9 protein-coding genes and 1 riboswitch are annotated in these 14,096 nt (G+C 73.7%); of the genes, 5 read left to right on the forward strand and 4 right to left on the reverse strand.

Annotation, left to right across the window (positions count from 1 at the left end; genetic code table 11):
• Nucleotides 1-151: 151 nt before the first annotated feature.
• From ACI79X_RS19830 to uvrB, 3 genes are all read right to left on the reverse strand, one after another.
• Nucleotides 152-733, reverse strand: coding sequence for a TerD family protein (locus ACI79X_RS19830; protein WP_457027137.1), 582 nt, complete (start codon nucleotides 731-733; stop codon nucleotides 152-154).
• A 265-nt stretch (nucleotides 734-998) separates the two neighbouring features.
• Nucleotides 999-2,120, reverse strand: coding sequence for a TerC family protein (locus ACI79X_RS19835; RefSeq protein WP_457027138.1), 1,122 nt, complete (start codon nucleotides 2,118-2,120; stop codon nucleotides 999-1,001).
• 396 nt (nucleotides 2,121-2,516) lie between these two features.
• A complete protein-coding gene (gene uvrB / locus ACI79X_RS19840; protein ID WP_457027139.1) occupies nucleotides 2,517-4,628 on the reverse strand; it encodes an excinuclease ABC subunit UvrB in 2,112 nt (703 codons plus the stop codon).
• A gap of 536 nt (nucleotides 4,629-5,164) precedes the next feature.
• On the opposite strand from uvrB, the gene glgX reads away from it, so the two are divergent.
• From glgX to ACI79X_RS19865, 5 genes are all read left to right on the forward strand, one after another.
• On the forward strand, nucleotides 5,165-7,270 hold the full coding sequence (gene glgX / locus ACI79X_RS19845) for a glycogen debranching protein GlgX (RefSeq protein ID WP_457027140.1): 2,106 nt from the start codon (nucleotides 5,165-5,167) through the stop codon (nucleotides 7,268-7,270).
• On the forward strand, nucleotides 7,267-9,600 hold the full coding sequence (gene treY, locus ACI79X_RS19850) for a malto-oligosyltrehalose synthase (RefSeq protein ID WP_457027141.1): 2,334 nt from the start codon (nucleotides 7,267-7,269) through the stop codon (nucleotides 9,598-9,600). Before glgX ends, treY begins: the two co-directional genes overlap by 4 nt.
• A gap of 243 nt (nucleotides 9,601-9,843) precedes the next feature.
• Nucleotides 9,844-9,978, forward strand: a riboswitch (cyclic di-AMP (ydaO/yuaA leader).
• Between the two features lie 3 nt (nucleotides 9,979-9,981).
• Entirely contained in the window at nucleotides 9,982-10,557 is a 576-nt protein-coding gene (locus tag ACI79X_RS19855; RefSeq protein ID WP_457027142.1) for a transglycosylase family protein, read from the forward strand.
• A gap of 223 nt (nucleotides 10,558-10,780) precedes the next feature.
• On the forward strand, nucleotides 10,781-12,532 hold the full coding sequence (treZ, locus tag ACI79X_RS19860; RefSeq protein WP_457027143.1) for a malto-oligosyltrehalose trehalohydrolase: 1,752 nt from the start codon (nucleotides 10,781-10,783) through the stop codon (nucleotides 12,530-12,532).
• Complete coding sequence (locus ACI79X_RS19865; protein WP_457027144.1) at nucleotides 12,532-13,260, forward strand: dihydrofolate reductase family protein; 729 nt, start codon at nucleotides 12,532-12,534, stop codon at nucleotides 13,258-13,260. Before treZ ends, ACI79X_RS19865 begins: the two co-directional genes overlap by 1 nt.
• Here the strand turns inward: ACI79X_RS19865 and ACI79X_RS19870 are convergent.
• Nucleotides 13,236-13,958: a VOC family protein gene (locus ACI79X_RS19870; protein WP_457027145.1), complete on the reverse strand. Its 723-nt coding sequence runs from the start codon at nucleotides 13,956-13,958 to the stop codon at nucleotides 13,236-13,238. The genes ACI79X_RS19865 and ACI79X_RS19870 overlap by 25 nt on opposite strands.
• Nucleotides 13,959-14,096 lie beyond the last annotated feature (138 nt).

Genomic DNA, 14,096 nt, shown 5'->3' on the forward strand with positions numbered 1-14,096 from the left:
GCGGGGGGGCGCGGGCCGGGGGGGGGCGGGGGCGAACAGGGGGGTACAGCCGGGCCGGGGGGTGAGCGGGGTGGGGCCGGGGGGGACGCCCCGGGCCGGGGCGCCGGACCCGGACGCGGTGGCGTCCGGGCCCGGCGGGTGGTGCGGCAGGTCAGCCGACGTTGACGCCGAAGTCCTGGGCGATGCCACGCAGGCCGGAGGCGTAGCCCTGGCCGACGGCGCGGAACTTCCAGTCGGCGCCGTTGCGGTACAGCTCACCGAAGACCATGGCGGTCTCGACCGAGGCGTCCTCGGTGAGGTCGTAGCGGGCGATCTCGGAGCCGTTGGCCTGGTTCACGACGCGGATGAAGGCGTTGCGGACGGCGCCGAAGTTCTGCTTGCGGTTGTCGGCGTCGTAGATCGACACCGGGAAGACGATCTTGTCGACGGTCGGCGGGACACCGGCCAGGTTGACCTGGATGACCTCGTCGTCGCCCTCGCCCTGGCCGGTGAGGTTGTCACCGACGTGGACGACGGAGCCGTCGGGGCTGCGCAGGTTGTTGAAGAACACGAAGCCCGAGTCGTCGGGGGTGACCCTGCCGCCGGCGTCGAGCATGATCGCCGACGCGTCGAGGTCGAAGTCGCCGCCGGAGAACGTGTTGACGTCCCAGCCGAGGCCGACGTTCACGGCGGTCAGACCCGGCGCCTCCTTGGTCAGCGAGACGTTCCCGCCCTTGGAGAGGCTGACACCCATCTGTTGAGCTCCCATGACTGTCGTCGAGCGCCGCGGCGGTCGCCGCTGCGCAGCGCACCGGCGGGCCGGTGCGACCGGGGGACGCGGGCGCGGGCGCCCGGCGCCGTCCCCCGGCACCGCCGCACCGGGTGCCGGTCGGGCACCCGGCGGAGCGGACGTGTCTCGGATACTGCCGCACGGTCACCCGGGTGAACAGGTGCCGCGACCCGGGCGCCGGACGGGGCCGGGCGGGCGCCACCCAGGCGCCCGCCCGGCCCGCGGCCGCTCAGGAGGAACGGTGCTCGCCGCGCTCGTCGGCACCCGTCGCAGCGGGGACGTCGCCCTCGGTGCGCACGGTCGGCGTCCCGGTCTCCCCGGCGACGGCGGCCGCGTCCCGGCCCGCGCTGGGCTCCGGGGCGCCCACCGCGGCGGCCTCGCGGGCGTCGCGGCGGCTGCGCGCCAGGCTCGCCACGGTGGTGACGAACAGCGTGACGACGATGACCAGGAGCGACAGCCAGGTCGGGATCTCCGGGATGGCGGTGACGTGCTCGCCGCCGTTGATGAAGGGCAGCTCGTTCTCGTGCAGCGCGTGGATGAGCAGCTTGACCCCGATGAAGCCGAGGATGACCGCCAGGCCGTAGTGCAGGTAGACCAGCCGGTCGAGCAGGCCGTCGATGAGGAAGAACAGCTGGCGCAGGCCGAGCAGCGAGAAGGCGTTGGCGGTGAAGACCAGGAAGGTCTCCTCGGTCAGGCCGAAGATGGCCGGGATCGAGTCGACGGCGAAGAGGATGTCGGCGCTGCCGATGGCGACCAGGGCGATGGCCAGCGGGGTGATGAAGCGCTTGCCGTCGACCTTGGTGACCATCCGGTCGCCGTGGTAGTCCGACGTCGTCGGGATGACCCGGCGGACCAGGCGCAGGAAGCCGTTCTCCTCGAACTCCTCGTCGTCGTCCCCGCCGGCGCGTGCCTGCGCGACCGCGGTGTAGATGAGGAACGCGCCGAACAGGTAGAAGACCCAGCTGAAGTTCTCGATCGCGGCGGCGCCGAGGAAGATGAAGACCGTCCGCAGGACCAGCGCGAACGCGATGCCGAAGAGCAGCACCTTCTGCTGCAGCTCCCGGGGCACCGCGAAGCTGGCCATGATCAGGACGAAGACGAAGAGGTTGTCGACGGACAGGCTCTTCTCGGTGATGTAGCCGGCGAAGTACTCACCGCCGTACTGGCCGCCGGCGAAGACCCACACCCCGATGCCGAACACCACGGCGATCGCGACGTAGGCCGCCGACCAGGTGGCGGCCTCCCGCAGCGTGGGGGCGTGCGGTGTGCGCACGTGACCGACGAAGTCGAAGGCGATCATCGCGATGATCGCGCCGACGGTGATCGCCCACACCCAGAAGGGGACGTCCATACGGTGGTACCTCCGGTCCACTGGCAGTTGTCAGCACCGGAGGTCTCTCCCACCGACCGGGATCGGTCGGCCGGTGGCGCCGGGGTCCTGCGGCCCGTGCTGACGACGCCACCGCGGCGGGATACTCCCCTCCACGCAGGACCCGGTCCGCGAGGCGCAGGAACGTCGCACGGGTGGGTCCAGGACGGTCAACGGGCGGCGGGGGGCGCCGGGTTCCCGGACGGGACAGACGGTTGCGTCCGCCTCCCCGGCCGGGGCGGGCGCGCCGGGGCCGGCCCGGCGACAGCGTGCGCCGGGGTGCAGCGAGGGCGCCCGGGACCGCACGTCCCCGCACACCGTCGGGCGCCGCGGACGGTCCCCGCGGGGCCGGCCCACCGGCCGGCCCCGCGGGCCGCGTCAGGCGTGCGCGGCGTCGAGCTGGCGCAGCTCCTTCTTGAGCTCGGTGAGCTCGTCGCGCAGCCGGGCGGCCACCTCGAACTGCAGCTCGCGGGCGGCGGCGAGCATCTGGTCGTTCATCTGGCTGATCAGGTCGGCCAGCTCGGCGCGCGGCAGGCCCTGGACGTCGATCGCCCCGGCCTTGCCCTTGGTCTTCGACGACAGCCCCGGCACCGGCGCCTTGCCGCGGGACTGCTGGCGGCCCGACCCGCCGACGAGCTCGGCGCCGCCGTCCTCGGCCTCGCGGTAGATCCCGTCGAGGATGTCGACGATCTTCTTGCGCAGCGGCTGCGGGTCGATGCCCCGCTCGCGGTTGTAGGCGATCTGCTTCTCGCGACGCCGGCTGGTCTCCTCGATCGCCGTGGCCATCGAGGGCGTGATCGTGTCGGCGTACATGTGCACCTGGCCCGACACGTTGCGCGCCGCGCGGCCGATCGTCTGGATCAGCGAGGTGCCCGAGCGGAGGAAGCCCTCCTTGTCGGCGTCGAGGATGGCCACCAGCGACACCTCGGGCAGGTCGAGGCCCTCCCGCAGCAGGTTGATGCCGACCAGCACGTCGTACTCGCCCTGCCGCAGCTCCCGCAGCAGCTCGACCCGGCGCAGCGTGTCGACCTCGGAGTGCAGGTAGCGGACCTTGATGCCGAGCTCGAGCAGGTAGTCGGTGAGGTCCTCGGCCATCTTCTTGGTCAGCGTGGTGACGAGGACCCGCTCGTCCTTCTCGGTGCGCTCGCGGATCTCGCCCACCAGGTCGTCGATCTGGCCCTTGGTCGGCTTGACGACGACCTCCGGGTCGACGAGGCCGGTGGGGCGGATGACCTGCTCCACCACGTCGCCCTGCACGCGGCCCAGCTCGTAGGGGCCCGGGGTGGCCGACAGGTAGACGGTCTGGCCGATCCGGTCGGTGAACTCCTCCCACTTGAGCGGGCGGTTGTCCATCGCCGAGGGCAGCCGGAAGCCGTGCTCCACCAGCGTGCGCTTGCGGCTCATGTCGCCCTCGTACATGCCGCCGATCTGCGGCACGGTCACGTGCGACTCGTCGATGACGAGCAGGAAGTCGTCGGGGAAGTAGTCGATGAGACAGGCACCCGCGGTTCCCGGCGCGCGGCCGTCGATGTGCCGCGAGTAGTTCTCGATGCCGGAGCAGAAGCCGACCTGGCGGATCATCTCGATGTCGTAGGTGGTGCGCATGCGCAGCCGCTGGGCCTCCAGGAGCTTGCCCTGCTTCTCCAGCTCCGCCAGCCGCTCCTCGAGCTCGGCCTCGATGGTGCCGATGGCCCGCTCCATGCGCTCCGGCCCGGCGACGTAGTGGCTGGCCGGGAAGACGAACAGCTCGTGGACCTCGCGCACGACCTCGCCGGTGAGCGGGTGCAGGTAGTACAGCCGCTCGACCTCGTCGCCGAACATCTCGATCCGGACGGCGAGCTCCTCGTAGACCGGGAAGACCTCGATCGTGTCGCCGCGCACCCGGAACGTGCCGCGGGTGAAGGACAGGTCGTTGCGGGTGTACTGCTCGGTGACCAGGGTGCGCAGCAGCTCGTCGCGGTCGCGCTCCTCCCCCACCGAGATCTTCAGCGCCCGGTCGACGTACTCCGACGGCGTGCCCAGGCCGTAGATGCAGGAGACGGTGGAGACCACGACGACGTCGCGCCGGGTGAGCAGGCTGTTGGTGGCCGAGTGCCGCAGCCGCTCGACCTCCTCGTTGATCGAGGAGTCCTTCTCGATGTAGGTGTCGGTCTGCGGGACGTACGCCTCGGGCTGGTAGTAGTCGTAGTACGAGACGAAGTACTCGACGGCGTTGTCGGGCAGCAGCTCGCGGAACTCGTTGGCCAGCTGCGCGGCGAGCGTCTTGTTCGGCGCCATGACCAGCGTGGGCCGCTGCACCTGCTCGATGAGCCAGGCCGTGGTGGCCGACTTCCCGGTACCGGTGGCGCCCAGCAGCACGGAGTCCTTCTCGCCCGAGTTGACCCGCTCGGCGAGGGCCTTGATCGCCGCCGGCTGGTCGCCCGAGGGCTGGAACTCGCTGACGACGCGGAAACGCCCCTGGGTGGGCCGGATGTCGGTGGTCGCGCGCACGGAGACGACGGTACGACCGACCGGCGACAGAAACCGGTGTGACGGGACGGGCGGCTGCGCCCCGGGGGACGGACGGGACCGTGCCGGTTGACCGGGAGGGGCCTCGGTGCTCGTCCCGGCGCGTCGCGCCCGCTAGCGTGTCGCCTCGCAGGAGCGCGCAGGGACCAGTGCCACCCGGAGACAGGGCGAGGTCGGACCCGGCGCAGCTCCCCGGCCGCCGGACAGGCGCCGCCGGACCTGCGCACGACGCCCCCCGCGGCCCCGCCGTGGGGGGCGTCGTCGTCGGGGCCCCGTCATCAGGGCCCCGTCGTCGGGGCCCCGTCGGCGCAGGGCTCCAGGGGACCGGCCACCGGGCCGCCGGGACCGCTGTGACGCGTGGGACGTGACGTCCGACGCGGCAGGTGTGGGCGGTCGCGGATCGGGCAAGGGACGTGCGGGCACCCCCGTGTCCAGACCCCCTGCCGACGCCCGTGGCGGGGGGCCGTCGCGCCCCCGGACCCCGCCCGCGGGCGCCCCGTGCAGGAGGAAACACGTCCATGACCCAGGTGTGGCCCGGCTCCGCCTACCCCCTCGGAGCCACCTACGACGGCACCGGGACCAACTTCGCCATCTTCAGCGAGGTCGCGGAGAAGGTGGAGCTCTGCCTCTTCGACGAGGCGGGCAACGAGGAGCGCATCCGGCTCCCCGAGATGGACGGCTACGTCTGGCACGCCTTCCTGCCCGGCATCCAGCCCGGGCAGCGCTACGGCTTCCGCGTGCACGGCCCGTACGACCCCGAGAACGGGCACCGGTGCAACCCGAACAAGCTGCTGCTCGACCCCTACGCCAAGGCCATCGACGGCAACGTCGACTGGGACGAGGCCTGCTTCGGCTACCGCTTCGGCAGCGGTGAGCGCAACGACGACGACTCCGCGCCGCACATGCCGAAGTCCGTCGTCGTCAACCCGTACTTCGACTGGGGCGTGGACCGCCCGCCGCGGACCCCCTACAACAAGACGGTCATCTACGAGGCCCACGTCAAGGGCCTGACGATGACGCACCCGCGCGTCCCCGAGGAGCTGCGCGGCACCTACGCCGGCATCGCGCACCCGGCGGTCATCGAGCACCTGCAGTCGCTGGGCATCACCGCGATCGAGCTCATGCCCGTGCACCAGTTCGTGCAGGACGACACGCTGCTGCAGAAGGGCCTGCGCAACTACTGGGGCTACAACACGATCGGCTTCTTCGCGCCGCACAACGAGTACGCGCAGCAGACCGACGGCCAGCAGGTCCAGGAGTTCAAGGGCATGGTCCGGACGCTGCACGAGGCCGGCATCGAGGTCATCCTCGACGTCGTCTACAACCACACGGCCGAGGGCAACCACATGGGCCCGACGCTGTCGTTCAAGGGCATCGACAACCGGACGTACTACCGGCTGGTCGAGGGTGACGAGCAGTACTACATGGACACCACGGGCACCGGGAACTCGCTCAACGTCCGCACCCCGCAGGCGCTGCAGCTGATCATGGACTCGCTGCGCTACTGGGTCACCGAGATGCACGTCGACGGCTTCCGCTTCGACCTCGCCTCCACCCTCGCCCGGCAGTTCCACGAGGTCGACCGGCTGTCGGCGTTCTTCGACCTGGTGCACCAGGACCCGATCGTCAGCCAGGTGAAGCTCATCGCCGAGCCGTGGGACGTCGGCGACGGCGGCTACCAGGTGGGCAACTTCCCGGCCCTGTGGACCGAGTGGAACGGCAAGTACCGCGACACCGTCCGCGACTTCTGGCGCGGCGAGGACGCCACCATCGGCGAGTTCGCCAGCCGCATCTCCGGCTCGGCCGACCTGTACAAGCACTCCGGCCGCCGGCCGGTGGCGAGCATCAACTTCGTCACCGCGCACGACGGGTTCACCCTCAACGACCTCGTCTCCTACAACGAGAAGCACAACGAGGCCAACGGCGAGGGCAACAACGACGGCGAGAGCCACAACCGCAGCTGGAACTGCGGCGTCGAGGGCGAGACCGACGACCCGGAGGTGCTCGAGCTGCGCGCCCGCCAGCGGCGCAACTTCATCGCCTCGCTGATGCTCAGCCAGGGCGTGCCGATGCTGCTGCACGGCGACGAGCTCGGCCGCACGCAGAACGGCAACAACAACGGCTACTGCCAGGACTCCGAGCTGACCTGGATCGACTGGGACTCGGTCGACGAGGGGCTGCTGGAGTTCACCAAGCTGGTCACCCGGCTGCGCACCGAGCACCCGACCTTCCGCCGTCGCCGGTTCTTCCACGGCCGCCCGGTGCGCCGCGAGGAGGGCGACCCGGTGCAGGACGTCGCCTGGTTCACCCCGTCCGGCGAGCTGATGAGCGACGAGGACTGGGACGCCGGCTTCGCCAAGTCGCTGGCCATGTACCTCAACGGCCACGGCATCCGGGAGACCGACGAGCGCGGCGAGGACGTCGTCGACGACTGCTTCTACCTCGCGTTCAACGCCCACCACGAGCCGATCGAGTTCACCGTGCCGCCGGGCGAGTACGCCGAGGGCTGGACGGTCGTCGTCGACACCGCGGAGCTGGGCGCCGTCGAGCCGGTGCAGGTCAAGGCCGGCGACACCGTCCGGGTCGAGGCGCGCGCCACCGTCGTGCTGCAGGCCGCGCCGTGAGCGAGGCGACCGAGCGCCGCCGGGGCGTCCCGGCGGCGACCTACCGGCTGCAGGTGACCGCCGGGTTCACCCTCGACGACGCCGCGGCGGTGGCCGGCTACCTGGCCGACCTCGGCGTGAGCCACGCGTACACCTCCCCGCTGCTGCGCTCGGCGGCGGGCAGCACGCACGGCTACGACACCGTCGACCACGCGCACGTCGACGAGTCGCGCGGCGGGCAGGAGGGCTTCGACCGGCTCGTGGCGGCGCTGCACGAGCACGGGCTGGGCCTGGTGCTCGACCTCGTGCCCAACCACATGGGCGTGGCCGACCCGGCCGAGGCGCCCTGGTGGTGGGACGTGCTCCAGCACGGCCGCGACAGCGCGCACGCGTCGGCGTTCGACGTCGACTGGGACTTCGGCGGCGGGCGCGTCCGCATCCCGGTCCTGGGCTCGGCCGACGACGTCGAGAAGCTCGAGGTGGTGGACGGCGAGCTCCGCTACTACGACAACCGCTTCCCCCTCGCGCCCGGCACCGGCGAGGGGACGCCGCAGGAGGTGCACGACCGGCAGCACTACGAGCTGGTCGACTGGCGGCGCGCGGACGCCGACCTCAACTACCGGCGGTTCTTCGCCATCAACACCCTCGCCGGGCTGCGCGTGGAGGACTCGGAGGTCTTCCGGGCCACCCACGAGCTGGTGCTGCGGCTCGTCGAGGACGGCGCCGTCGACGGGCTGCGGATCGACCACCCCGACGGCCTCGCCGACCCGAAGGGCTACCTCGACCGGCTGGCCGAGGCCTCCGGCGGGCGCTGGACGGTGGTCGAGAAGATCCTCGAGCCCGGTGAGGACCTGCCCGACAGCTGGCGCACCGCCGGCACCACCGGCTACGACGCGCTCGCCGAGGTCGACGACGTCCTCGTCGACCCGGCGGGCGAGGCGGGCCTGACCGCGCTGGACACCGAGCTGTCCGGCCGGGAGGTCGACTACGCGCAGCTGGTGCACGACTGCAAGCGCGAGGTGACCGACGGGATCCTCGGCTCGGAGGTGGCCCGGCTGGTGCGGGTGATCGGCGAGCTGCCGGGCGTTGACGTGGAGACGGAGAAGGAGGCGCTGGCCGAGCTGCTGGCCACCTTCTCGGTCTACCGCAGCTACCTGCCCGACGGCCGCGAGCACCTCGACGCCGCGGTGGCCGCCGTCCGCGACCGCCGGCCCGACCTGGTCGCCGCGGTCGACGCGCTGCACCCGGTGCTGGCGCAGGCCGGCACCGAGGCGGCCACCCGCTTCGAGCAGACCAGCGGCCCGGTGATGGCCAAGGGCGTCGAGGACAGCGCCTACTACCGGTGGGCGCGCTTCGTGGTCCTCAACGAGGTGGGCGGGGACCCGGCCCGGTTCGGCAGCACCGTCGAGGAGTGGCACGAGGCGCAGGCGCGGCGGCTCGCGCGCAAGCCCGAGTCGATGACCACGCTGACCACGCACGACACCAAGCGCAGCGAGGACACCCGGGCCCGCCTGGCCGTCCTCGCCGAGGTGCCCACCGAGTGGGCCGACCTGGTGCGCGGCTGGCTGTCGCGCCACCCGCTGCCCGACCGGCCGCTGGCGCACCTGGTGTGGCAGAACCTGGTCGGCGCCTGGCCGCTGTCCCGCGAGCGGGCGCACGCCTACGCGGAGAAGGCGGCCCGGGAGGCCGGGCTGTCGACGACGTGGACCGACGTCGACGAGGAGTTCGAGGCCGCGCTGCACGCGATGGTCGACGCCGCCTTCGACGACGCGACGACGCACGGCGAGATCGAGGCGTTCGTCGAGCGGATCGCGGCGGCGGGGCGGTCGAACGGGCTGGCGCAGAAGCTGCTGCAGCTGACGATGCCCGGCGTCCCCGACGTCTACCAGGGCACCGAGCTGTGGGACCACTCGCTGGTCGACCCGGACAACCGCCGCCCGGTCGACTACGACGAGCGGCGCGCACTGCTGGCCCGGCTCGACGGCGGTGAGGTGCCCGGGGTCGACGCGACCGGCGCGGCCAAGTTGCTGGTCACCTCGCGGGCGCTGCGGCTGCGCCGGGACCGCCCGGAACTGTTCACCGGCTACACGCCCGTGCAGGTGACCGGGTCCGCCGCGCAGCACGTCGTCGCCTTCGACCGCGGGTCCGGGGAGCAGGGCGGCGCGGTGACGGTGGCGACGCGGCTGCCCGTGGCGCTGGCGGCGTCCGGCTGGGGCGACACCGCGCTGGCGCTGCCCACCGGAGCCTGGCGGGACGTCCTGACCGGCACCCGGGTGGTCTCCGACGCCGGCGGGACGCCGGTGGGCGAGCTGCTCGCCCGGCTGCCGGTGGCGCTGCTCGTCCGCGACTGAGACGGAGGTCACGCGGGGACCGGGCGGTCGCCCGGCCCCTGCGTGACCTGCGGCTCCTCCCCGTGGCCGACGAGGCGCCCCTCCCGACACGCCCGTGACGCGTGGGGCGGACGAGCCACGGCGTGACCCGTTCGTTACCTTGGCTGCGCACGCGGGTCCAGAACGGCCACGTGCCGGAGCCGGTCCGCCGAACCCCGTCCGCCGGGCTCCGTTCCTCTGCACAGCCAGGACGGGGGTGGGGGACCCATCTCGGCGCCTGCACCGTGGTCACGGGGGGACCGGACGCAGCGCCTCGGGGTGAAGCCGCACGTCGTGCGGCCGGGGCACCGATCGCTCCGAACCCGACAGCTCACCTCGCAGGCGGTGGATCGGAGATCCCCCATGCGCACGTCCACCTCCCTGATCCGCCGTGCCCTCGTGACGACCGGCGTCGCGGCGGTCGCCCTCGGCGTCGCCGCCGGCCCCGCCTCGGCCGCCGCCCCCAACGACTGGGACGCCGTCGCCCAGTGCGAGTCCAGCGGCAACTGGTCGATCAACACCGGGAACGGCTACTACGGCGGGCTGCAGTTCAGCCAGAGCACCTGGGCCGCCTTCGGTGGCACCGCCTACGCGCCGCGCGCCGACCTGGCCACCAAGGCGCAGCAGATCGCCGTCGCCGAGCGCACGCTCGACGTCCAGGGCCCGGGCGCCTGGCCCACCTGCGGCGAGGGCCTGGACCCGTCGGCGCCCGAGGCGGGGTCCCCGGCCGCGGCACCGGCCCCGGCCCCCGCTGCCGCCCCGGCCGCCGCGCCCGCCGCCTCCGGCGACACGCACACCGTCGTCCGCGGCGACACGCTGGCCAAGATCGCCCGCGCCGAGGGCGTCGACGGCGGCTGGCGGGCGCTGTGGGCGGCCAACCGCGACGCGGTGCCGAACCCGAACCGGATCTCGGTCGGCCAGGTGCTGCAGCTGCCGTGACCCGCGTGCGGCGGCCGGGGCTCCCCCGGCCGCCGCACCTGGTGGCAACCCCGGGCGCAGCGCAGTGGCCCGCCAGCCGGCCGCGGCGCAGTGGTCGGCCGGCCGCGGCGCAGTGATCGGCGGGCGGCAGCGCAGTGATCGGCGGGCCGCAGCGCAGTGATTGGCGGGCCGCAGCGCGGGCAAGACGGTCCGGTCACCCCGCACGCCCCCTGGAGGTCCCCGCATGTCCGCACCCGTCGAGTTCGCCGTCTGGGCGCCCGTGCCCGAGCGGGTGCGCGTGCAGGTCGACGACGCCGTGCACGACATGCGCCGCGACGAGCGCGGCTGGTGGCGCGCGGAGGTCGAGGCCGGCCCCGACGCCGACTACGGCTTCCTGCTCGGCGACGACGACACGCCGCGACCCGACCCGCGCGCGCGGCGGCAGCCCGCCGGCGTGCACGGCCTCTCCCGCCGGTTCGACCCGTCCGCGTACGCCTGGGGCGACACCGCGTGGACCGGGCGCCCGCTGGCCGGCGGCGTCGTCTACGAGATGCACGTCGGCACCTTCACCCCCGAGGGCACCCTCGACTCGGCGATCGACCGGCTCGGCCACCTCGTCGACCTCGGCGTCGACTTCGTCGAGCTGCTGCCGGTGAACACCTTCGACGGCGCCCACAACTGGGGCTACGACGGCGTGCTCTGGTACGCGGTGCAGGAGAGCTACGGCGGCCCGGCCGCCTACCAGCGCTTCGTCGACGCCTGCCACCAGCGCGGCCTCGGCGTCATCCAGGACGTCGTCTACAACCACCTCGGGCCGTCCGGGAACTACCTGCCGCTGTTCATGCCGGTCTTCAGCGAGGGCGGCGCGAACACCTGGGGCGAGTCGGTGAACCTGTCGGGGCCCGACTCCGACGAGGTGCGCCGCTACATCCTGGACAACGCGCTGATGTGGCTGCGGGACATGCACGTCGACGGGCTGCGGCTCGACGCCGTGCACGCGCTGGTCGACGAGCGCGCCACCCACGTGCTGGAGGAGATGGCGCGCGAGGTCGAGGCGCTCTCGGTCGCCGTGGGCCGGCCGCTCACGCTCATCGCCGAGAGCGACCTCAACGACCCGCGCCTGGTCACCCCGCGCGTCGCCGGCGGCACCGGCATCGACGCGCAGTGGAGCGACGACTTCCACCACGCGCTGCACGCCACGCTCACCGGCGAGGGGCAGGGCTACTACCGCGACTTCGCCGAGGCCGGGCTCGGCGGGGTGGCCAAGACGCTCACCGGCGCCTTCTTCCACGACGACGCGTGGTCGAGCTTCCGCCGTCGCCACCACGGCCGGCCCGTGGACACCACCCGGCTGCCGGGCTGGAAGTTCCTCGGCTACCTGCAGGACCACGACCAGATCGGCAACCGCGCCGTCGGCGACCGGATCTCGGCCACCCTCTCCCCCGGCCTGCTCGCCGTCGGCGCCACCCTGGTGCTGACCAGCCCCTTCACCCCGATGCTCTTCATGGGCGAGGAGTGGGGCGCCGCCACCCCGTGGCAGTTCTTCACCAGCCACACCGACCCGGACATCGGCCGGGCGACGGCGGAGGGCCGCAAGAGCGAGTTCGCCGGGCACGGCTGGGACGCCGACGAGGTGCCCGACCCGCAGGACCCCGAGACCTTCCGCCGCTCGAAGCTGGACTGGTCGGAGCCCGAGCGCGAGCCGCACGCCCGGCTGCTCGAGGTGCACCGGACGCTGCTTGCCCTGCGGCGGCAGCACCCCGAGCTCGTGGACGCCGACCTGTCGGCCGTCGAGGTCGGCTGGGACGACGAGGACCGCGTGCTCGTGGTGCACCGCGGCGGGCTGCGCGTGGTGGCCAACCTGTCCGGCGAGGAACAGGAGGTCGACCTCGACCGGACGGCGACCGGCGTGCTGTTCGCGACGTCCGGCGAGCCGGCGCTGGACGGGACGACGGTGACGCTGCCGGCCGAGAGCGCCGCGATCCTCACCACCTGATGCGCCGGCTGCACCCGGACCCCGCGGACGGCCTGTCCGACGCCGACCTGGCCGAGGCGTACCGGCTGCCGCCCGGCCGGTCGCTGCGGGTGGACTTCGTGACCTCCCTCGACGGGGCGATCGCCGTCGGCGGGCGGAGCGCGGGGCTCGGGTCGCCGGGCGACCAGCGGGTGTTCCGGACGCTGCGGGCGCTCGCCGACGGCGTGCTGGTGGGCGCCGGCACGGCCACCGCGGAGGGCTACCGGCCGGTGGACGCCGACCCCGCCGTGGTGGCGCTGCGGGCCTCGCTGGGGCGGCCGGCGGCGGCGCCGGTCGTCGTCGTGTCGCGGCGGGCGTCGCTCGCGCCGGACGGCCGGCTGGCGGTGCCCTCGACCGTGCTGGTCACCTGCGCGGCGGCGCCCGCCGAGCGCCGGGCCGCGCTGGCCGCCGCCGGCGTGGACGTGCTCGTCTGCGGGGACGACGACGTCGACCTGCCGCTGGCGCTCGACCGGCTGGCCGGGCGGGGGCTCGAGCAGCTGGTGTGCGAGGGCGGGCCGGCGCTGCTGGCGGCCGCGCTGGAGGCGGGCGTCGTCGACGAGCTCGACCTGACCCTCTCCCCCGCGCTCGTCGGCGGCGAGGCGCGGCTGGTCGGGCCCGCGCTGTCCGCCGTCGTCCGCCCGCGGCTGCTGCAGGTGCTCGAGGAGGACGGCGTCCTGTTCACCCGCTACGCGGTGGGCGCCCAGCACTGAGCCGAGAGCTCCTGCGCCTGCCGGCGGGCGTCGGCCGTCGCCTCGCGCTGGGCGGCGTCGAGCGGGACGGCGGCCAGGTCGCGCAGCGCCTCCCGGGCGGCGGCCGGCTCCTCCCGCCGCACGGCCAGCTCGGCGAGGAAGGCGAGCGCCTCGACGCGCTCGACCGGGTCGGCGTCCGGGGACCGGCGCAGGGCGCCGGCGAGGAGCTTCGTGGCCTGGTCGACGTCGCCGCGGGAGTCGGCCGCGACGACGGCGTCGGCGAGGCTGCGGGCCAGCCGGGACGCCGGCACGGCCGACTCGGGCTCCGCTCCGCCGCGCACGACGCGGATCCAGTTGCCGCCGGGGTCGACCACGCTGAAGCCGGTCGACCCCTCGGCGTTGCACCGCGGCCGCGGCCGGGTGATGCGCGGGAAGCCGGTCAGCGGCAGCCGCCCGTACCGCTCCCGGAGGCCGGCGGCGAAGGCCCCGGAGAGCTCCGCCGGGTCCTCCACCACGAGCAGGCAGCTGCCGTAGGAGTCCTCGGGACGGTGGCCGGGCAGCGCGAACCAGTGCAGGTCCACGTCGTCGCGTCGCGTGGCGAGACAGGGGTTCGGGCGCTGCTGCCGGTACGTCGTCTCGAAGCCGAGGGCGGCGGCGAAGCCGGCCACCTCGTCGATCGAGGCGCAGGGCAGCAGGGGGACGGTGCGGGCGCCGGCCATCCCCGCAGTGCACCACCCCGGCCCGCTCCGGCGCACGTGCTCACGTGGGTACCGCTGGCGCTCGGATGGGGATCCGCGCCCCATGTGCGCAGGTCATCGCGTCCCTAGCGTCGTCGCCGGACCCGCCGCCCCGGGCGG

The sequence above is a fragment of the Geodermatophilus sp. SYSU D01119 genome, assembly GCF_054049975.1.